Genomic DNA, 22,661 nt, shown 5'->3' on the forward strand with positions numbered 1-22,661 from the left:
ACGAACCATTAAACAAAAGTAACACTATTAAATTAAAATGAAAAAAAATTATTTATTTTTTACTATTGCCTTGGCAGTAGTAACCGTTAGCTGCAAAGATGAAATGCCTAAACCAACTCAAAATGAAATAGTAGCAAATGAGCATTTGGAAATTCCAGTAACAACTGTAACCTTAAAAAAAACCAATTCTTTAAACGAAAGTTATCTTGCAAATGATCAAAATCAAATTATATCGTTTACCAGCGATGGAAATGTGTATAAATTAGCTTATGACGAAAAAGGAAACTTGACTGAATGCAACTATTTTGATAAAAAAAATTCATCTGAAATTCCAACTTCATCAGTAAAATACACCACTGTAAAGGGTCAATTTATTTCTGATGGAACTAAGTATTTTGAATTTAACAGTCAAAAACAGATTGCAATCTTCAAAGTATTAGGTTCAAATAAGGAGGCAAAATATTCTTATGATAAAAATGGTAATCTGGCTAAGGTTAACATTTTTGAAAATGGGTCTATTAAAGAAGTGGTAAAATTTAGTTACGAGAATGTTAATGACGCTGTTTACAAAGCAGCTACCAAGAATCCATTTTTATTTAGTATTAAATTTTTATAAGTGTTTGATTCAAAATCTATAATAATCAATATTTTAGTAAGTAATAAAGTCATCTTTAAATTTTAAGGATGGCTTTGTTCGTTTTACATATTGCATAAAATCCACCGAATTATCTAATGCATAGTGCGGATATAAAAATCATTATCAACCTACTCCTCCCGATGACTCCCGTATAATCAACAACGGATCCAGAACAATTTGCTCTGGAGTAGTGGAATAGTATTCCCCGCTCTTTAGTAATTTAAGAAACAAACGAGCCGATTCTTCACCCATTTTCACGGTCTGTTGGTCGACTGTGCTAAGGGGAGGAGTGATATGAGCTCCAAAAGCTTCATTGGCAAAACCAATTACTTTTACCTGATTAGGAATCGTAATATTTAGCTTTTTCAATTGCTTTAAAACACCTAAACCGGTGTAATCCTCAAAAGCAAATATTCCATCAAAGTCCACATTGTTATCAACTAATTGCTGAATACACTGCATTCCCAACTCAATCGACAGGTTGCCGTAAAAGATTAGCTTATCATCTACAGGTAAATTGTAATGTAATAACGCTTCTTTATAACCTCTTAAACGCTCCTTGAAAATTTTAACATTCTGATCAGTTGAGATATGAACAATTCGCTTGCAGCCTTGTTTGATCAAATGTTCAGTAGCCATGTAACCACCTCGATAGTCATCAATTCTTACACAAGGCACACCAATTTCATCATCTGTACGGTCAAAAAGTAAGACCGGAATGCCACGTTCTTTTAGTTCCTTAAAATGATCAAACGTTGAAGTTTCCAACGCTAAAGATGAAATGATACCTTCTACTCGCGATTGAAGGAAGGTTTCAATTCCGCTAACCTCATGCGCATGAAGCTCCTTCGACTGATACAACAAGATGCTATACCCATTCTCATTCATCACCGATTCAATACCATGTACCACCGAACTAAAAAAGCTGACATCCAATGTTGGTACTAAAACACCCACAATTCCTGTCTTTCCAGACTTAAGTGATGAAGCGAGCTTATTTTGCTGGTAGTTCAACTTGACCGCCATTTCACGTACGGCTATCTTGGTTGAAGCTTTAATACGAGGATGGTCATTCAGTGCCTTGGCTACTGTTGAAAACGTGATGTTTAGTTCTCTGGCTATATCGTGTATGGTGGTTTTTTTCAATGTAATACTCCTTTTTTCTTTATGCTTTCGATCTTTTGCAAATCTTTTTAAATTATATTATAAACTGAAATTAAATATCAAAAGAAGCTGAGCTAAGTCATGTTTTACAAGTTGATGAAATAAATTTTAAAATAAAATTTGGTTATAAAAAATTAACATCTACATTTATTCCAACGTTGGAACAAATGTAAATCTTTTTAGTTAATGTCTGTTCCAATTTTTTTGCAATAAAAGTTAATGACCTCCTGAATGGTCATCGACAGATAAAGAAAAGCGACCAATGTTATTATTAGGAATAGACGTAGGAACTTCATCCATAAAAGTTTCTGTAGTAGATGCTGCTACCCAATACTGTATTGTATCTGCACAGTTTCCGGAAAAGGAAACGGTTGTAATTGCCCATCGTACCGGTTGGGCTGAACAAGACCCGTTAATGTGGTGGGAAAATGTTCAGCAAGCTATCTTAAAAGCACATGCTACCCAAAAATATAACCCTAAGGATATTGGAGCAATTGGCATAGCTTATCAGATGCATGGAATGGTGATTGTTGATAAGCAGCAACAAGTACTTCGCAATTCAATTATTTGGTGCGACAGCAGGGCGGTTGAAATCGGAAGAAAAGCGTTTGATACCATTGGTCATGAAAGATGTCTATCACATTTATTGAACTCTCCCGGAAATTTTACCGCATCAAAACTGGCATGGGTAAAACAAGAGGAACCAGACATATATGCTCAAGTAGACAAGGTGATGTTGCCTGGTGATTTTATCGCGATGAAACTTACCGGAGAAATTACGACAAGTATTTCGGCATTATCAGAAGGTGTATTTTATGACTTTGTTACTGATGGGCTTTCTCGTGATGTGATGAATTATTATGGTTTCGGCGAAAGTGTCATTCCGTTAATCAATCCTGTATTTACTGCTCACGGCCAGGTAAAAGCATCAGTGGCTAATAAACTATCACTTAAGCCGGGTATTCCCGTTACTTATAAAGCGGGTGATCAACCTAATAATGCCTTGTCATTAAATGTATTGCAACCTGGTGAGGTTGCAGCAACTGCCGGAACATCAGGTGTTATTTATGGAATTACTGATCAACTTACTTTCGATCCGCAATCACGTGTTAACCCGTTCGCTCATGTTAATTATACCACTCATCAAAAACGACTGGGTGTATTATTATGCATCAATGGAACAGGTATTTTGAACAGATGGACGCGTGATACGATTGCTCCCGAGATGAGTTATGCCGAGATCAATGCGCAAGCTCAACGGATACCAATTGGTAGCGATGGTTTACGGATTTTGCCATTTGGAAATGGTGCTGAACGGATGCTGAATAATCAGCAGGTAGGCGCTCATATAAATAACATCGACCTGAATAAACACACTTCTTCCCATCTATTAAGAGCCACTCAAGAGGGGATTGCATTTGCCTTCCGTTACGGATTGGATATCATGCGTTCAAACAAAATGCATCCTCAGGTGATAAAAGCTGGACTAGCGAACCTGTTTCTGAGCGAATTATTTACCGAAGCTTTTGTGAATACCAATGGCGTGCCTGTTGAGCTTTATAAGAACGACGGCAGTGTTGGTGCTGCATTAGGAGCGGGGATAGGCGTGAAGGCGTTTGCCTCTGCAGAAGATGCTTTTACGAATCTTAAACCACTGAAAGTGATTGAGCCGCAAAATAAGGCAGCTTATGAATCGGCTTATGCAGATTGGAAAGAATTATTGGATAAACAACTGATTAATAATAAACAAGAAGAAATTATATGTCAATCGTATTAGGAAATAAGGAATATTTCAAAGGGATAAAAGAGATAAAATTTGAAGGTCGTGAATCGGACAATCCATTGGCGTATCGTTGGTATGACGAGAATCGTGTAATAGCCGGCAAAACCATGAAAGAGCATTTGCGATTTGCTGTGGCTTATTGGCATTCATTCTGCGGAAGCGGTGCCGATCCATTTGGTGAAGCTACCCATTTGTTTCCATGGAATGAAAAGACGGATGTTTTAGATCGCGCAAAAGAAAAAATGGATGCGGCTTTTGAATTGATCACCAAGCTTAATCTTCCTTATTACTGTTTTCATGATGTCGATCTGGTTGATTACGGAAATAACGTGGTGGAGAACGAAAAACGTTTATGTGCAATTACCGAATATGCTAAAAGTAAACAGGCTGCAAGCGGGGTGAAGTTGTTATGGGGCACAGCCAACCTATTTTCACACCGTCGCTATATGAACGGAGCTTCCACAAATCCTGATTTTCATGTGCTGGCACACGGTGCTGCCCAGGTAAAAGCCGCTCTTGATGCTACCATTGAATTGGGTGGTGAAAACTATGTTTTCTGGGGTGGAAGAGAAGGATACATGTCGCTATTAAATACAGACATGAAGCGTGAAAAGGAACATCTTGCCGAATTCCTTCGTACAGCTCGTGATTATGCTCGCTTGCAAGGTTTCAAAGGCACTTTCTTTATTGAACCTAAACCTTGTGAACCTTCAAAGCATCAATATGATTACGATGTAGAAACAGTTATTGGTTTTTTAAGACAGTATGATCTGTTAAATGACTTTAAGTTAAATATAGAGGTTAACCATGCAACGTTGGCGGGACATACTTTTGAACATGAGTTGCAAGTTGCTGCAGATGCTGGTTTATTAGGTTCCATCGACGCCAATCGTGGTGATTACCAAAATGGCTGGGATACCGATCAGTTTCCGACTAATCTGAATGAGCTTACTGAAGCGATGTTAGTGATTTTACAGGCTGGTGGTTTTAAAGGAGGAGGGATCAATTTCGATGCTAAAATTCGCAGGAATTCTACTGATCCTGCCGATTTATTTTATGCACACATTGGAGGTGCCGACAATTTTGCTCGTGCCTTAATTACCGCTGATAATATTCTTCAACAATCAAACTTCCTGAAATTAAAACAGGAGCGCTATGCCTCATTTGACTCAGGTAAAGGAAAGGAATTTGAACAAGGTAAACTCACTTTGCAGGACTTAAGAGATTTTGCTGTTGCTAATGGTGAGCCTGAAATGAGAAGTGGTAAGCAGGAATATACGGAGAATTTAATCAATAGATTTATATAGTCAGGCTCTTAGTTAAATAAATGTTTCTTCACGGGGCATTTATTTAGCTAAGAATTATCATATTACGAAACGATTAATCGCTCTCTCAAATTATACAACCAATTTATAAAGTTAAACCTTAACCTCTTTAAATTATGAAGACACTTGAAACAAAGGACCATATTGTGTTCCTTGTTTATTTCGTGATCATTGCCGTATATGGCTATTGGGTCTACCGAAGAAAAAAATCGGCAAGTGCCAGTTCTAAGGATTATTTCTTGGCAGAGGGCTCATTAACATGGTGGGCCATAGGTGCATCTCTAATCGCTTCAAACATTTCAGCAGAACAATTCATCGGAATGAGCGGTTCCGGTTTTAAAATGGGACTTGCCATTGCCACCTATGAATGGATGGCTGCGGCTACATTAATAATTGTGGCTGTATTTTTTATTCCTGTTTACCTAAAGAACAAAATATATACAATGCCGCAATTTCTGAATCAGCGGTATAATTCAACCGTGAGCATGATCATGGCGGTGTTTTGGTTGTTACTTTATGTGGTGGTCAATCTTACTTCAATTCTTTATTTGGGAGCATTGGCTATTAACAGTATTTCGGGTATCGATACCAATTTATGTATGCTTGGATTAGCTGTTTTTGCATTGGTTATTACGCTGGGAGGGATGAAAGTTATTGGCTACACGGATGTTATTCAGGTGTTTTTCCTGATTTTAGGAGGTTTGGTTACAACTTATCTTGCATTAAACATGGTGTCTGAACACTATGGTTCATCGGGTGTTTTGAATGGATTTAACCTAATGACAAAAAATGCAGGGGAACATTTTCATATGATCTTTGAAAAAGATAATCCGAATTACATGGATCTTCCCGGGTTAACTGTTTTAATTGGTGGTATGTGGATCGTAAACCTAAATTATTGGGGTTGCAATCAGTACATTACTCAACGTGCTTTGGGAGCTGATTTAAAAACGGCACGCAGTGGTATTCTTTTCGCAGCTTTCTTAAAAATGTTAATGCCGGTTATTGTGGTGCTGCCAGGTATTGCAGCCTACTTGTTATACAAAGAAGGTGCTTTTCAGTCGGAGATGTTGCAGGGTGGAGAGGTGAACCCTGATAGAGCCTATCCGGTTTTATTAAATCTATTGCCTGCTGGATTAAAGGGTTTGTCATTTGCCGCGTTAACAGCAGCGGTGGTAGCTTCTTTGGCCGGAAAAGCTAATAGTATTGCCACCATTTTTACCCTTGATATTTATAAGAAAGTATTTAATACTGGAGCCGACGAGAAGAAACAAGTGTTAGTTGGTAAAATAACCGTTGTAGTGGCTATGGCCCTTGCTTTTTGCATTGCTCCGCATTTAGGAATTGATAAAAAAGGTGGTTTCCAATACATTCAGGAATACACCGGATTTGTTTCCCCTGGTATTTTTGCCATGTTTATTTTAGGTTTCTTCTGGAAACGCACAACTTCAAATGCTGCATTGTTTGCTACAATAGGTGGTTTTGCGCTTTCAGTTTTCTTTAAAGTGCTTCCACTGTTTGCCGATTTATCATTCCTATCGCCATTTGGTTTTTCAAAAGACAACGGATCTGGGGTTTATGAAATTCCATTCCTTGATCGTATGGGCTTTGTATTTATTATTTGTGTGGTGGCTATGTACATTATCAGCATGTTAGAAAGCAAAAAATCAACTAAGGAAGAAATCGTTGAAACAGATGAAACTGTTTATGGTGACGAAACCATTGCTATTGCCGAAGATGGTACAGCCATTAAGGCCCTTAAAAAATCTCAAGGACTGGAAGTGGATACAACTATGTTTAAAACAACAACCGGATTTGCTGTGGGCGCATTAATAATTTGTGGATTATTGGTGGCTTTGTATACAGTTTTTTGGTAAAATATTTATATTGAATTCTATAACAGCGTTTTCAATAGCTATGCTCTCTGATTGAAAACGCTGTTTCTTCTGTACATTTCACACAGCCATTATTATTGTGAAATGTGTAAGCTAATAATGGTGCTTCTTATCGGTAGAAAGCCCGGTCAATAATCCTTTATTTCTTTCAGTCTATTGCAGTTGAAACTGATTATGAAACGTAGTGTATTAATAGTATTACTGGTCTCTTGTATTTATGCACTTGGTTTTGCTCAAACCAACCAATACCAGTTTTTACATCTCGATATTCATATGGGACTTTCGCACAATGAGGTCAACTGTATTTTTAAAGATAAGAAAGGGTTTATGTGGATTGGAACCATGTCGGGTTTAAACCGTTTCGATGGGTATAAATTCAAGGTTTTTAAGCATGACCTGCGCGACACAACAACCATTAATGACGATTACATAGCCAATATTTTTGAAGGACCGGATGAAAAATTATGGATACAAACCCGTACCGGCTTCAATATTTATGATCCTCTTACCGAAACCTTTAGAAGAAATGTTCAACCAATACTTACACTAATAGGGATTAAAGATATTTCTGTTAAGGATATCCGGAAAGATACTCGTGGCAATTATTGGTTTTTAAGTGATGTTTCAGGTCTTTACAAATACAATGGCTCAAAAGCCTCAGCAATCAGGAATGGAGGTTCCGGCACCGAAGCTCCGATTACCGGCATTGCTGAAAATTCTCAGGGTCATTTATGGTTGATCCGGAATAATGGCGATCTTGAGCTATTAGACGGGCATACCAACAAGATCATCAATCGCATTACTTCATATGCCAAAACAGTTAAGGAACCTGGTGATTTACGGATTTTTGTTGATGCACAAGATGAATTATGGATTTACAATTATTCAGTTCCTAAAGGGGTCATCTATATAAATCCTAAAACAACTACTCAACTACCTATAAACAAAGACTCTGGATCCATCAGATTAAATACAAATCTTGTTAATGGAGTAGTTCAGGATGATAAAGGTGTAATTTGGATTGCTACGGATCATGGCGGTGTTAATCTTATCGATAAGCGAAATTTCAGTGTCCGCTACTTGCTAAATAAAGAGGATGATTCTAAAACTATAGGTCAGAACAGTATCATCACAATTTATAAAGATCGGGATGGCATTATCTGGACCGGTACTTTTAAAAAAGGTATTAGTTATTACCATGAAAATATTATTCAGTTTCCAATTTACAAACGTCGCCAATCGGATGCCAACAGCTTATCTTATGATGATGTAAACCGTTTTGTGGAGGATGCAAAAGGAAATATATGGATTGGTACAAATGGGGGTGGCCTGATTTATTTCAATCGAAAAACAGGGAAATTTACCCAGTATAAGCATAATCCTGCGAGTCCGAACAGCTTAAGCAACGATGTAATTGTAGGAATGTGTATTGATCATGAACAGAAATTGTGGATCGGTACTTATTATGGAGGTCTCGATTGTTTTGACGGAAGCAGGTTTATCCATTATCGTCATAATGAAGCCGATCCAACCAGCATTAGTGATGATCGTGTTTGGGAAATACTCGAAGATTCTCAACAGCGCTTGTGGGTAGGTACTTTGTCAGGCGGACTCGACTTGCTTGATCGCAAAACCAATAGATTTACCCATTTTAATCGTGATACACCTAATTCTATCCGTTCAAATTACATTTCTTCACTGTTGGAAGGTAATGAAGGAAATATATGGATTGGAACATCTGAAGGATTTGATGTGTTGGAGAAAAAATCTAACCGTTTTATCCATTATGGGCATGTTGAAAATGACTTTGAAACGCTGAGCAATAATAACGTCATTACTTTTTTGAAAGATGCATCGGGCAGAATTTGGGTGGCAACACGGGAGGGGCTAAATGTATTTACTGTAAAAAGGAAAAAGCTGGCAACAATAGATGACCGCACCGGATTACCAAGTAGCACTATTGTCGGAATTTTAGAAGATAAGAATCGTAATATCTGGGTAAGTACGCCTAACGGAATTGCTCGCATTGCCGTTAATGGAAATGAACAAAAAGGATTAACGTTTGATATCAAAACCTTTGACGAACAGGATGGATTGCAGGGAAGAGCTTTTAATGAACGTTCAGCAATGAGGACTTCTACCGGGGAGCTAATTTTTGGAGGGGCGAACGGGTTTAACTTGTTTGTTCCTGCTACTATCAGCACAACGAATAACACGGCACCAATTTTATTGACAGATTTCCAGGTTTTTAATAAGAGTGTTACGGCAGGTTCCAAAATCAATGGTAAAATTCTTTTAGATAAGTCAATTAGTGCAACAGATGAAATTGTATTAAAGCACAGTGATAATGTATTTTCTCTGGAGTTTGCGGCCCTAAATTTCACGCATCCTGATAAGATCAAATACAGTTATATGCTGGAGGGTTTCGACAAGGATTGGCTAACAACCGATGGAGAAACCAGAAAAGCTACTTATACCAACCTTGATCCAGGAACCTATGTTTTCAGGGTAAGAACCTCGGCTAATAATGGTAAAGGACAAGAAAAAGAACTTGCACTTAAAATAAACGTACTTCCTCCGTTTTGGAGAACACCATTAGCTTATTTCTGCTACGTATTGGCATTATTCGGAATTCTTTACATTATCCGAAGAAGAGGTATTGAGAAGATCAAGTCCAAGTTTAAACTTGAACAGGAACGTCAGCAAGCACAGCGTATGCATGAATTGGATATGATGAAAATTAAATTTTTCACCAATGTAAGTCATGAGTTCAGAACTCCGTTATCATTGATATTGGCTCCGTTGGATAAAATGCTAAAGCAAGCTAACAATCAAGATGAAATTATTCAGCTGCAAATGATCAGCAGAAATGCCAAACGACTGCTTAATATGGTTAATCAACTGCTTGATTTCCGAAAGATGGAGGTGCATGAGCATAAGCTCTATCCTAAGCGCGGTGATATTATCCGTTTTATTAAGGAGTTATCTTACTCATTTACTGATATGGCTGATAAAAAGCATATTATCTTTGTGTTTAATTCGGATATACAATCGCTTACAACAGATTTTGATCATGATAAGGTCGAACGGATTTTGTTTAACCTGCTATCCAATGCTTTTAAATTTACACCTGAAAACGGAAATATATCGGTAAAAGTAAAGCTGAAAAATGATGCAGTTAAAGCAGCTGAATCAGTTCTTGAGATCACGGTAGAAGATAGTGGTATTGGTATTGAACCCGACAAGCAGCAACGGATTTTCGAGCAGTTTTTCCAGAATGGAACACCGGGATCGATTGTTAACCAGGGGAGTGGAATCGGACTTTCTATTACCAAGGAATTCGTTCGCCTACATAACGGAACAATTCGGGTAGAAAGCGAACCTGGTTTAGGCAGTAGTTTTATTGTCGACTTGCCTGTAAACGTTGCCGAGTTTCAAACACTTACCGAAGGGTCTGAAGCTTTTGAAGTAAGCTATCATTATCTGTCCGCCGAACCAGTAATTACGGATAAAACCGTTAAAAAAGCTACGTTGCTGATTGTGGAAGATAATGATGACTTTCGTTTTTACCTGAAGGATAATCTGAAACAGTATTTTACCATTATCGAAGCTTCAAACGGAAAAGAAGGCTGGCAAAAAGCGTTAGCTCAACATCCTGATCTGATTGTAAGTGATATTTCAATGCCCGAAATGAGCGGCACTGAGCTTTGCAGTAAAATTAAACAGGATAAACGAACTACTCATATTCCTGTCATTTTGCTGACTGCACTGGTTGGTGAGGAACAGGTGCTAAAGGGTCTTGAAACCGGAGCGAGCGATTACATGACTAAGCCGTTTAATTTTCAGGTGTTGCTTTCAAAAATCAGAAATTTGCTTTATCAGCAGGAATCGTTGCGTAAAACGTTCAGGAAGCAGATTGAAGTTAAACCGGGAGAAATTACAGTTGAATCGGCCGATGAAAAGTTTATGCAACAGGTAATGCTGGTGATTGAGAAAAATATCAGCAATTCAGAGTTTTCTGTTGAAGAATTAAGTGCCGAAGTAAATATGAGTCGTGTTGCGCTTTATAAAAAAGTGTTAACCTTAACCGGAAAAACTCCTGTAGAATTTATTAAATCTATTCGCTTAAATCGGGCTGCACAGTTATTGGAGAAAAGTCAGCTTACCATTTCAGAAATAGCCTATGAAGTAGGCTTCACAAATCCTAAATACTTTACCAAAACGTTCAAATCAGCTTATGGAATTCTGCCTTCTGCTTATGCTAATAAGCATCATGGAGAAGAAGAGCATGAGCTGCCGTAGTTTTTTTAGCTATTGGCTATTAGCTGTTAGCTCTCTTAGTTAACTGAATAACCTTTTGAAATACTTGCAAATTTTGTTTTGCTCCTATGGAGCAATCTTTATTGTTGTAATTATTTTCTACCGATGTGTTGTCCCTAACGAGACAGTCTTGCAAGCTGGCTAAACCATTTTTTGATTCACCTATCTATACCGTTGGCTAAAGCCGAACGGCAATGAAGTCTATGCACTCGAATCTATTGCAGTTATAATGTCCTGTAGGATATTATAACTGCAATAGATTCATTAGCCCTTTTACTTCTTGCCCTCTTAAGGGCAATACTTGCAAGTTTTGTTTTTCTCTTATGAAACTTCCAAGATGGTTTGTAAGGGGGTAATAAAGTCTTGTAATTATTAGCCCTGCCGCTAGTAAAATTTAATCCATAAAAAGAGTCTCTAAAAAACAGCCAAAAACGGCAGATGTTTATAATTGTCTCATTTATAAATTATTACATAGTTACTGGAGTCACTTTAGTTAACATTTTTACCCCTAAAAATATACATTTTAGTCCCCTCAACGATCGAAAGACTATCTACTTTCACACTTAACCAATTTATTATACAACCAATCAGTGAGGTTCCTAAGACCGATGCTGATTAAATTTTTGATGTATTATGTATCAACGTTTACTTGCTGCAATTATAGTAGGTACTTTCTTTTCGGCTGCGGTTCATCTTGAAGTGATGGCGCAAACTCCGGGATTTAAGAAATTGCCTAATGGTATAATTGTAGATCTTTCTCAATCATCAGCTGCGAAATCAGGAACCGTAAAATTGGAAGTGATCAATGAAAAGATCATCCATGTTATTGCATTTCCTGAGCAGGAACAGCCGTTACAAAAAAGCCTGATGGCAATTGAGTCGCCGGCTAAAGGAGTGAAGTGGGATGCCGTGCAGCGTGGCAATCAGATTGTTCTAAAAACGGGTGAAATTACAGCAACTGTTTCCGCTATTACAGGAGCGGTTTCTTTTACAGATAAAAATGGGAAGCCATTAGTAGCAGAAGTTGGAGTAAATGGTCGGGAGTTTAAACCGGTGTCGGTGGGTGGTGAGTTATCATATGCCATCCATCAACAATTTGAATCACCGGAAGATGAAGCCATTTATGGTCTGGGGCAGCATCAGGACGATATGATGAATTACAAAAATCAACATGTCGATCTATACCAGTACAATACCAAAGTTGCGATTCCATTTTTGCTTTCGAACAAGAACTATGGAATTCTTTGGGATAATTACTCATTGACCAAAGTAGGGGATACTCGCGATTATCAACCTTTATCCGGACTCAAACTTTATTCGGCAAAAGGTGAAGTGGGGTGGTTAACCGCAACCTATGAATGGAAAAATACCTCGAATGAAAAACCGATTGTTAGAGGTGAATCAACTATTGACTATTCGTTTCTTAAAGATCAACACAAGTTCCCTGTCAACTATAAATTATCAAATAATGGATTTATTCATTGGGATGGTGCAATTGAATCTGGTTATACTGGTATTCATCAGTTTAATGTTAAATATGCCGGTTATATTAAAGTGTGGATAGACGGCAAGTTATTGGTCAACAAGTGGCGTCAGGCTTGGAACCCTGGTTCTTCCGTGACGCCTATTTTTCTAACCAAAGGCCAAAAATACTCAATCAAAATTGAGTGGTTGCCTGATGGTAATGAATCATACCTGGCCGTTAACTGGTTGAGTCCGGTCCCGGAAAAAGATAAAAACAAATATGCTTTTGAGTCAGAGTCGGCCGATGCAATCAACTATTACTTTATTGCTGGTGCTAATGCTGATGAGGTAATAAGTGGCTACAGACAAATTACGGGTAAGGCTTCTATTCTTCCTAAGTGGGCCATGGGATTCTGGCAAAGCCGTGAGCGATATAAAACTCAAGAGGAAATCCTTTCTACTGTAAATGAATTCCGAAGTAGAAAAATCCCTTTAGATAACATTGTTTTGGATTGGTCATACTGGAAACAAAACGACTGGGGAAGCCAGCAGTTCGATAGTAGTCGTTTCAATAATCCATCAGAAATGATCAAAACGCTGCATGATAAATACCACACCAATTTTATCATATCGGTATGGCCTAAATTTTATGAAGGTATCAGTAGCTATAAATACATGGATGAAAACGGTTGGCTGTATAAACGTAATATCGCCGATCAACGTCGTGATTGGATAGGTGCCGGTTATACCTCAACTTTTTACGATGCATTAAATCCTAATGCGAGAGCTGGTTTCTGGAACCTGCTGAATAAAAATCTGTATGCAAAAGGTGTTGACGGTTGGTGGATGGATGCCGCAGAACCTGATATTCACTCTAATCTGGATGTGCAGGCTCGTAAAGATGTAATGACGCCTACTTATCTGGGATCATCAACCAAATACTTCAATGCGTTTCCTTTATGCAACGCCATGGGCATTTATGAAGGCCAACGTCAAACAAATCCTAATCAACGTGTACTTATCCTAACAAGGTCGGCTTATGCTGGTCAGCAACGTTTTGCTACCATTGTTTGGAGTGGTGATATCGCTTCTCGTTGGGAAGATTATAAAACACAGATCCCTGCAGGTATCAACTTTTCGATGTCGGGTTTACCTTACTGGAGTATGGATGCAGGAGGTTTTTCTGTGGAGCCACGCTTTGAGAAAGCTACGGGTGATGACTTGGAAGAATGGAGAGAATTAAATACCCGTTGGTATCAGTTTGCTGCATTTGTTCCTGTATTCCGTGCTCACGGACAGTTCCCTTATCGTGAAATCTATAATATAGCTCCTGAAGGCCATCCGGCTTATAGTAGTATGTTTTACTACAACAAGCTACGCTATCGCTTAATGCCTTACATCTATTCATTGGCCGGACAAGCATATCATAATGATTACACCATTATGCGTGGATTGGTAATGGATTTTTCGGCTGATGCGTCAGTAAATAATATCAAAGATGAATACATGCTGGGGCCTGCACTATTGGTTAACCCGGTAACTGATTTCCATGCAACATCAAGGACGGTGTATTTACCGAAAGGAAACGGTTGGTACAACCTATATGATGGGAAATATCAGGACGGCGGCCAACAGGTGACTGTTTATGCCCCTTATGAACGCATTCCGGTTTTTGTTAAGGAAGGTTCAATTATTCCATTTGGCCCTGAACTTCAATATACTTCTGAGAAACCTGCAGACCCAACCACACTCTATGTGTACTGTGGTAAGAATGCCGAGTTTACCATCTATGAAGATGAGGGTACCAATTACAACTATGAGAAAGGAAGCTATTCAACCATTAAACTCAGTTACGACGAAGCAAGCAAATCGCTGACAATTGGTAACAGAAGTGGAAGCTTTAATGGTATGCTAAAGAACAGAACATTTAAAATCATCTGGATCGATAAAGATCAGCCGTCAACATTGGATTTTGATAAAAAGGCGGATGAGATAATTAAATACAATGGTAAGTCATTAACCATCGCAAGAAGAGCGATTTAAAGTCTTTCATTTAAAGTTTTGTCATTTAAAAAACAAATAATAGTTTATACAACCAATTTTTGAGATGAATAAAATAATTACAAAAGGAAAAATAGTAGTCTTTCTGTGGACTATGATTTTTGCATTATCCTTGAGCAATAGTGTTTTAGCTCAAACCGTACGTAAAATAAAGGGTGCGGTAACAGATGCAAAAGATGCACAACCTATACCTGGCGTTACTGTACAGGTTAAGGGTGGAGCGGGTACTTCAACTGATTTAAATGGGGAGTTTTCAGTAAGTGCCAAAGCTGGTGATGTGTTAGTAATTACTTTTCTTGGCTACAAAGAAAAACAGCTTACTGTAGGATCATCAGATAAATACAACATCAACCTTGTGGAAGATTCACGAGCACTTGATGAGGTAGTGGTAATTGGTTACGGAACTCAGAAGAAAAAGCTGGTAACAGGTGCTAATGTTCAGGTAAAAGGGGAGGATTTACAGAAACAAAGCACAACAAATGCATTACAAGCCTTACAAGGACAAGCTCCGGGGGTTCAGATTACTTCAACTTCAGGTCAGCCGGGTGAAGCGCTAAACGTGGTAATTCGTGGTAAAGGTACGGTTGGCAACTCAGGTCCGCTTTATGTAGTTGACGGAGTACAAACAGGTGATATCAATTACTTAAACCCAGCCGATATCGAATCAATTGATGTACTGAAAGATGCTGCTTCGGCTGCTATTTATGGATCTCAGTCTGCTAACGGGGTGGTTTTGGTTACTACAAAATCGGGTAAATCAGGTAAATCACAAATCACATTTGATGCCTATTTCGGAGAGCAACGTTTACCACGCCAGGCTAATTTATTAAATGCACAGCAATACGCTACCATAATGAATGAAGCGGCAATTAACTCCGGTAAAAGTCCATATTTTACTAATGACGCTATTGCGGCAATGAGCAGTGGAACTAACTGGATCGACCAGATGTTTGTTGACAAAGCTCCAACCCAGAATTACACATTCGGCGCTCAGGGGGGCAATGAAACATCAAACTATTCGGCTTCATTAGCCTATACCAATCAACAAGGTATTGTTGGTGGTGAAAGTCTTTCAAATTACGAACGATATAATATTCGAATTAACTCTAGTCATAAGCTATACAAAGATATCATCACGCTGGGAGAGAATGTGAGTTTTGCTTACATTAACAACAACGGCATCGGGGTTGGTAACCAGTACAATAATTCTCTGCGCGGAGCCTTCAACACTAGTCCGTTTGTTCCAATGTATGACGATAAAGGAAACTTCTTTGATAACAGTAATTCAGACTGGAACAACGGAGAGGCTAACCCTTATGCGACAATGTATTACAGTAATCAAAATACTAATAATAACCAGCGCCTACTAGGTAATATTTACCTTGGCGTTGAGCCTATTAAAAACTTACGCTTTAAAACCACATTAGGTCTTGATTACGGTGCTTTTGAGGGACGTTCTTTCCTTCCGGTTTATTCGCTTTCTATTTACTCTTTTAATGATGTTACCAATGTAAATCAGAACATGAGTAAAGGTCGTGCACTTACCTGGGATAATCAGTTGAGCTATAATTTCAATTTGAAGTCGGTTCACAATTTTGAAGTAATGGTAGGAAGTTCTTCTTATCAATATTCAGGATCAGGGTTAAATGCAAGTAATAAAAATTTAATATTCAATGATTTAGAGCATGCTTGGTTAACTAATGCTACAAATACAGAAGGTGCAAATATTGGTTTGGGTGGTGCTCCAAACACACCTGATAAACGCATGTCGTACTTTGGCCGTTTAACCTATAACTACAAAGAAAAATACATGTTGAACGCCACCTTGAGAGGTGATGGGTCTTCACGTTTTGCAGCAGGCAATCGTTGGGGATTTTTCCCTTCGGTTTCGGCAGGCTGGGTAGCAACAAATGAGGCGTTTATGAAAAGCACTTCCGGTTGGTTAGACTTCTTTAAACTTCGTGCAAGCTGGGGACAAGTGGGAAATCAAAACATTGCTGCTTTCCAATACCTGGCGCCAATCAAGTTTGATAACACCAATTATATTTTCGGACAAGAAGAAGCCGTATTGGCTGCGGGAGCGTACCCAAGTCGTTTAGGCAACCCTGATCTTACCTGGGAAACTTCAGAACAAACAGATATCGGTTTTGATGCAACTTTCCTTAACAATAAGTTCAGTGTAAATTTTGATTACTATATCAAGGATACAAAAGACTGGTTAATTACTGCGCCAATCCTGGCTACTGCAGGCGCTGATGCTCCGTTCATCAATGGAGGTACAGTTAGAAACTCAGGTGTGGAGCTGGCATTAAACTACCGCGATAAAATTGGCGATAATTTTAATTATACGATCGGAATTAATGGTGCCTATAACAAAAATAAGGTAGGTAATATTCCAACAAATGATGGCATCATCCACGGGGAAGTTAATCGTTTATACGATAACTCACTTGAGTTTTACCGTGCAGAAAACGGTTTTCCAATCGGTTATTTCTGGGGATTAAAAACTGCGGGCATTTTCCAAAATGAAGGAGAGGTAAGCAGTTATAAAGCTCCAAATGGTACGCTTATTCAACCATCGGCAAAACCGGGTGATGTTCGTTACGTCGATCTAAACAACGACGGAGTAATTGACAATGAGGATAGAACAATGGTTGGTAAACCTAATCCTGATTACACATACGGAATTAACCTGTCGGCAAGTTACAAAGGTTTTGACTTTGCATTGTTGGCATCAGGAGTTGTTGGAGCTGACATTGTTCAATCATACCGTAACCAAGCTAACGCAAAAGCTAATTATTCAGCTTCTATTTTGGATCGCTGGCACGGAGAAGGCTCTTCATTTACTACACCACGTGTAACGGAAGACAATAAAAACTGGACTCAATTTTCTGACCTGTACATTAAAAATGGCGATTACCTACGCATTAATAATGTAACACTTGGCTATGACTTCGGGAAATTATTCAAGAAAAGTTACTTGAGTCAGGTACGTCTTTATTTCTCTGTACAAAACCTTTACACATTCACTAAATATGACGGCATGGATCCGGAGATCGGTTATAATGAGAGCTTCTCATCAGGTGTTGATTTAGGCTACTATCCTCGTCCGCGTACCATGATGTTGGGTGCAAATATTAAATTCTAAACGTTAGTGAATCGCAATTATGAAAAAATTAAACATATATATCGCTTTGGTTTTCACGTTGCTGTCGACCGGGGCATGTACCAATGATTTCCTCGATACCGAAATGGCTACAAACGTAACCGAGGAAAACTTTTACAAAACACCGGACGATGCTTACAAAGCATTGGTTGGCTGTTATGACGGCTTACAAACAGTATGGGCAGATGGAGTAAGCTTACCTGTGGCGGCAGAAGTGATGTCTGACAATGCTTTTGGAGGGACAGGAAACTCAGACGGATTCTCCTATCAGATGCTTGATGAGTTCGACAAATTAAGATCGCCATCAGACATGAACCTTTTCAGTGCCAACTGGAATGCATATTACAAAGCTATTTATCGTTGTAACATGCTGATCTCTAAAATGGATCAAATTGAGTGGAGTGGAAATACAGAGTTAAGAAATACTTACGAATCGGAGGCACGTTTCTTAAGAGCCTATCTATATTTTGATATGGTAAGATTATGGGGCAATATTCCACTTGTAATTGTTCCTACAAAAGACAACGTACCACAAGCGAATTCGGACGATGTGTACAAGCAGATTGCCGAAGATTTAAAATTTGCGGCAACTAACCTGCCTGCAACCAATTATGGAGCGCAGGCTCCAGCAACACTAGGCAGGGTCACTAAATGGGCTGCAGAAGCATTAATCGGACGGGTATTCCTTTATTATACCGGTTATTATGGCAAAACTGATCTTGTAGGGGTAATTACCAAATCAGAAGCGACCACTTACCTGGATGATGTTATTGCAAACGGCGGTTTTGGTCTGGTTGAAGATTTTAAAAACTTATGGCCATTCTCTGTAGATAATTATGTAGGAGAGGATAATAAAGAAACCGTATTCGCTATAAAATATACCTATACAAGTGATTACAACGGAAATACAGATGGTAACCATTGGATGGTAATGTATGGCTTACGTGGCCAATGGACTTTCCCTTACGGAACAGGATGGGGAGGCTCAACCGTAAATCCTAAACTGTGGAATGCCTACAATGAAAATGACAGTCGCAGAGGAGCATCTATTCTTTCCATTGAAAAAGAGGGAATTGTTTACACCAAGCAATCTGACCACCGTGAATACACCGGATATTACTTTAAGAAATACATGCCTTTAGTTGATAAAGACGGAAACAGTATTGCCGTAAACAAAGGCGCGACCAATTTTATGATTGGCCAGTTTGAGGATTATGTTTCTATCCGTTATTCAGATGTATTATTGATGGCCGCTGAATTAGGAAGTGCTAACTCACAGAAATATTTTGATGACGTAAGAAAACGTGCCTACAAAGGAAATTTCACGGCACTGGCTGTTTCTCAGCAGAATATCATGAATGAACGACGCCTGGAATTTGCAGGTGAAGGTATCCGTTACTGGGATTTGCTTCGTCAGGGTATTAGCACTGCCGCTTCAACAATTGCAGAAGCAACTACAGTTCTAAATGGTGGTGTAGTTACACCTAAAACCATTTCGGCAGGAAATATTCAGGCAACAAAAGGTTTACAGCAAATACCTTATACGCAAATAACACTTGCAAGTGGTGTGCTTAAACAAAATACAGGCTGGTAACAGGTAAATTAATGAAAGATGATGATTTAGGCCCTAAAGGCCAATTAAATAATTGTTGATATGAAAATCTTAAAGAAACTATCATGGATTCTTTCACTGGGCGTCTTAATGTTGAGCGCCTGTCAGAAAGATAACTATGAATTGGGCGATATGCTCGATAAATCTCAAATAAAGTTTGAAGTTATTCAGGATTTGCTAACAGATCCGGGAGGTAATACAGTGATCCTTATCAATAAAACTCCTGAAACGGTTGCCGTTTGGGATTACGGAACAGGTAAATCCAACCGCGACAGAGATACAGTTCGTTTTGCATTCAAAGGGGATTATACCATTAAGTATTCAGCAGTAACAGCTGGTGGAGTTGTTGAAATGGATCCGGTTATTGTTAAGGTAACCGATAACAACTTTAATTATGTAAGTGATCCACTTTGGATCGCTTTAACCGGAGGCCCGGGTAATGAGAAAACATGGATACTAGATTATGGAAAATCAGGTGTGTTTGATGGACCGTTGTATTATTACGTTCCGTTAACTACCTGGAAAGAAATGCAGGATGGTACTGCGCAAGCCGGATGGAAACCAGATTGGCCAGGTAATCAATGGATCATTTCTGCTGATGATATGGCAAGTACCATGACGTTCAGTCTAAAAGGCGGTCCTTTCTTCAAAACCCATAAAGTTTCTGAAGGTAAAGATGAATCAGGCACCTATTTCTTTGATGTAAACAATAAAACACTGACCACTTTTGATGGTACCATACTCAGATCATCGACCTTTATTGCTAATGCAACCAACTGGACAAAAGACTTGGTTATTCTTTCGTTAACTGAGAAGCAGTTACAAGTTGGTGTTCGCAGAACCAATTCTGAGGGCGATTATTTATATGTATGGAATTTCGTTTCCAAAGAATACGCTGATAATTATGTACCTCCGGTTACGAACCCAGTAGTGGAAGTCGACCCAGGTTTCAATCCTAAGTTTGAATCAGGAGGTTTATTGGATATGATTACCTCTTCTTCATTACGTACCTGGGCGTTGGATGTTACCGGAAATCCTGTTGACTGGATTGCTAAAGGAAAAGGATGGACAAAAGGTCAGGGAGATTCAAGAGATTGGGGTTGGAATGATAGCTGGGTAACCGCTGCAGAAAACTCATGGATCAGATTTGAAAAAGCAGGTTTAAAATATACCCGCAGCCAAAATGGTGTGATCACTAAAGGTACGTTCAGTATTAATGAAGCTACCAATGAGATCGTGCTTGATCCAAATACGCTTATTCAGAACACGAATAGTTGGATGAATCCAACGCAAACAACGATAAAAGTAATCAAAGCATTCCCGGGAGAGGAAGTGTCTAAAGGTATCTGGTTCGGTACATCATACGATCCTGGAAAGGATGAATGGTTATCGTTCCACTATATCATGCAATAAACTCAATTCAGTTAAAAGCACTTGTTGTAAAACGACAAGTGCTTTTTCTTAAACTACAGCAAAATGAGATACCTACATCTTCATAAATATAGTGTTGCGGCCTTTTTTGCCATTTTTATGGCTTTGTCGGCTTGTAAAAAAAGTGAGCAGGAAGCCGAAACTTCCGGAACAGGAGATGTGGACGTTACACCCCCGACAGAAATTCCGGAAGCTGCAAGTACAGGCTTTTTTCTTGATGAATGGGCACCGCGTAGCTTCAGTGCTCCTCAATATGATTACATTATTCCTCCGTTAACCATGGAGAACGTAAAAATAACAGCCGACTATAGCCAATCGGTAAGTAAGGTATCTAAATATGTATTTGGGAATAATACTAACCCTTATACGGGCCAGATGGTTGGTGAACCCGTATTGCTAAATCATCTTAAAGCCCTTTCACCGAATGTACTACGCTTCCCCGGAGGCAATATTTCAAGCGTCTATTTCTGGAACAATAACCCTGGAGTAAAACCAGCAGATGCTCCTGAAAAATTATATGATGCTAGTGGAAATTCGGTAGATGCAGGTTATTGGTATGGAAACAATAACGATAGCTGGACGCTTTCGGTTGCCAATTATTACGGCATGCTGCAACAGGTTAACGCAACGGGAATCATTACGATAAACTATGGCTATGCACGTTACGGCACTAGTGATCATCCTGATCAAGCTGCCGCACATTTAGCTGCTGAATGGGTCCGTTATGATAAAGGAAGAACCAAGTTTTGGGAAATCGGAAATGAAAGCGGCGGCCCATGGCAAGCAGGCTTTAAGATCGATCTTACGAAAAATAAAGACGGTCAGCCTGAAATTATCAATGGAACAATTTACGGTAAGCACTTTAAAGTATTTGCTGATTCCATGCGTAAAGCAGCAGCTGAGGTTGGAGCCAATATCAAGATAGGGGCACAGCTTATACATTATGATGCTTCTTCTTCATGGAATGTGCCCGATCGCACATGGAATGCGGAGTATTTCGCAGCGGCAGGAGACTATGCAGATTATTACATTATTCATGATTACTATACTCCACTAGGCGTAAATTCCGGTGCTTCAGAGATATTAAATACCGCCGCTTCAAACACGCAGAATATGATGGCATGGATGAAAACCACTACTCAAAAAGCAAATGTTCCCTTAAAGCCAATTGCCCTTACCGAATGGAATATTGGTGCTGAAGGCTCTAAACAAATGGTTTCTAATGTAGCCGGTTTACATGCTGCAATTGTATTGGGCGAACTCATAAAAAATAACTACGGACTTGCTACCAGATGGGATATTGCAAATGGTTATAATAATGGCAATGACCATGGTATGTTTAGTCTGGCTGATGAAGGTGACGGAACTACAAAATGGACGCCTCGTCCATCTTTCTACTATATGTATTATTTCCAGAAATACTTTGGCGACCGCATGTTTAACTCAACGATAGAAGGTAATACGGATGTAATAAGCTATGCATCAAGCTTTACTAAAAGTGGTGATATAGGTATGGTACTGATTAATAAAGGAACAACCAGTGCGATGAGTGTGATTGATATTAAAAACTTTAAGCAAGGCGGCAAATATTATTACTATACACTAACAGGTGGTAATGGCGGCGACTTTTCCAGAAAAGTATTTGTGAACGGACAAGGTCCTACAGGTCCTTCCGGCGGGCCTACTTCTTACAGTTCGGTAAAATCCAAATCGGGAGCGTTAACTGCTCCATCTGTTAAGGTGGAAATTCCGGCCCGTTCTGTTGTTTATTTAATGGTTGAAAAAGCAAAATAATGCTCCTGC

General features: G+C 38.9%; 11 protein-coding genes. 10 read left to right on the forward strand and 1 reads right to left on the reverse strand.

Annotated elements, in window-relative coordinates; genetic code table 11:
- Window positions 1-37 precede the first annotated feature (37 nt).
- Window positions 38-616 carry a hypothetical protein gene (locus tag SOLCA_RS07820; protein WP_014679900.1) on the forward strand — a complete coding sequence of 193 codons (579 nt, stop codon included), beginning with the start codon at window positions 38-40 and terminating at the stop codon, window positions 614-616.
- A 144-nt stretch (window positions 617-760) separates the two neighbouring features.
- Here SOLCA_RS07820 and SOLCA_RS07825 read toward each other — a convergent pair whose 3' ends face one another.
- Window positions 761-1,783, reverse strand: a complete 1,023-nt coding sequence (locus tag SOLCA_RS07825) for a LacI family DNA-binding transcriptional regulator (RefSeq protein WP_014679901.1) — start codon at window positions 1,781-1,783, stop codon at window positions 761-763.
- 280 nt (window positions 1,784-2,063) lie between these two features.
- Between SOLCA_RS07825 and SOLCA_RS07830 the strand changes: the two genes are divergently transcribed.
- The 9 genes from SOLCA_RS07830 (at window position 2,064) to SOLCA_RS07870 (ending at window position 22,652) form a co-directional block, all read left to right on the forward strand.
- A complete protein-coding gene (locus SOLCA_RS07830) occupies window positions 2,064-3,578 on the forward strand; it encodes a xylulokinase (RefSeq protein WP_014679902.1) in 1,515 nt (504 codons plus the stop codon).
- Window positions 3,563-4,891, forward strand: coding sequence for a xylose isomerase (gene xylA, locus SOLCA_RS07835; protein WP_014679903.1), 1,329 nt, complete (start codon window positions 3,563-3,565; stop codon window positions 4,889-4,891). Before SOLCA_RS07830 ends, xylA begins: the two co-directional genes overlap by 16 nt.
- Before the next feature lie 134 nt (window positions 4,892-5,025).
- Window positions 5,026-6,786, forward strand: coding sequence for a sodium/sugar symporter (locus tag SOLCA_RS07840; protein ID WP_014679904.1), 1,761 nt, complete (start codon window positions 5,026-5,028; stop codon window positions 6,784-6,786).
- A gap of 192 nt (window positions 6,787-6,978) precedes the next feature.
- Window positions 6,979-11,106, forward strand: coding sequence for a hybrid sensor histidine kinase/response regulator transcription factor (locus SOLCA_RS07845; protein WP_014679905.1), 4,128 nt, complete (start codon window positions 6,979-6,981; stop codon window positions 11,104-11,106).
- Between the two features lie 651 nt (window positions 11,107-11,757).
- Window positions 11,758-14,631, forward strand: a complete 2,874-nt coding sequence (locus SOLCA_RS07850) for a TIM-barrel domain-containing protein (protein WP_014679906.1) — start codon at window positions 11,758-11,760, stop codon at window positions 14,629-14,631.
- A 64-nt stretch (window positions 14,632-14,695) separates the two neighbouring features.
- Window positions 14,696-17,797 carry a SusC/RagA family TonB-linked outer membrane protein gene (locus SOLCA_RS07855; RefSeq protein ID WP_014679907.1) on the forward strand — a complete coding sequence of 1,034 codons (3,102 nt, stop codon included), beginning with the start codon at window positions 14,696-14,698 and terminating at the stop codon, window positions 17,795-17,797.
- A gap of 19 nt (window positions 17,798-17,816) precedes the next feature.
- Window positions 17,817-19,409 (forward strand): RagB/SusD family nutrient uptake outer membrane protein, encoded by a 1,593-nt coding sequence (locus SOLCA_RS07860; RefSeq protein WP_014679908.1) that lies wholly within the window; start codon window positions 17,817-17,819, stop codon window positions 19,407-19,409.
- 60 nt (window positions 19,410-19,469) lie between these two features.
- Window positions 19,470-20,840 carry a hypothetical protein gene (locus SOLCA_RS07865; RefSeq protein ID WP_014679909.1) on the forward strand — a complete coding sequence of 457 codons (1,371 nt, stop codon included), beginning with the start codon at window positions 19,470-19,472 and terminating at the stop codon, window positions 20,838-20,840.
- 63 nt (window positions 20,841-20,903) lie between these two features.
- Window positions 20,904-22,652 (forward strand): alpha-L-arabinofuranosidase, encoded by a 1,749-nt coding sequence (locus tag SOLCA_RS07870; protein WP_014679910.1) that lies wholly within the window; start codon window positions 20,904-20,906, stop codon window positions 22,650-22,652.
- Window positions 22,653-22,661 lie beyond the last annotated feature (9 nt).

It is taken from the genome of Solitalea canadensis DSM 3403 (genome assembly GCF_000242635.2).
Lineage (GTDB): Bacteria > Bacteroidota > Bacteroidia > Sphingobacteriales > Sphingobacteriaceae > Solitalea > Solitalea canadensis.

Coding starts and splice junctions, on each gene's coding strand:
- SOLCA_RS07820 (WP_014679900.1), top strand. CDS start 38: ATGAAAAAAAATTATTTATTTTTTACTATTGCCTTGGCAGTAGTAACC.
- SOLCA_RS07830 (WP_014679902.1), top strand. CDS start 2,064: ATGTTATTATTAGGAATAGACGTAGGAACTTCATCCATAAAAGTTTCT.
- xylA (WP_014679903.1), top strand. CDS start 3,563: ATGTCAATCGTATTAGGAAATAAGGAATATTTCAAAGGGATAAAAGAG.
- SOLCA_RS07840 (WP_014679904.1), top strand. CDS start 5,026: ATGAAGACACTTGAAACAAAGGACCATATTGTGTTCCTTGTTTATTTC.
- SOLCA_RS07845 (WP_014679905.1), top strand. CDS start 6,979: ATGAAACGTAGTGTATTAATAGTATTACTGGTCTCTTGTATTTATGCA.
- SOLCA_RS07850 (WP_014679906.1), top strand. CDS start 11,758: ATGTATCAACGTTTACTTGCTGCAATTATAGTAGGTACTTTCTTTTCG.
- SOLCA_RS07855 (WP_014679907.1), top strand. CDS start 14,696: ATGAATAAAATAATTACAAAAGGAAAAATAGTAGTCTTTCTGTGGACT.
- SOLCA_RS07860 (WP_014679908.1), top strand. CDS start 17,817: ATGAAAAAATTAAACATATATATCGCTTTGGTTTTCACGTTGCTGTCG.
- SOLCA_RS07865 (WP_014679909.1), top strand. CDS start 19,470: ATGAAAATCTTAAAGAAACTATCATGGATTCTTTCACTGGGCGTCTTA.
- SOLCA_RS07870 (WP_014679910.1), top strand. CDS start 20,904: ATGAGATACCTACATCTTCATAAATATAGTGTTGCGGCCTTTTTTGCC.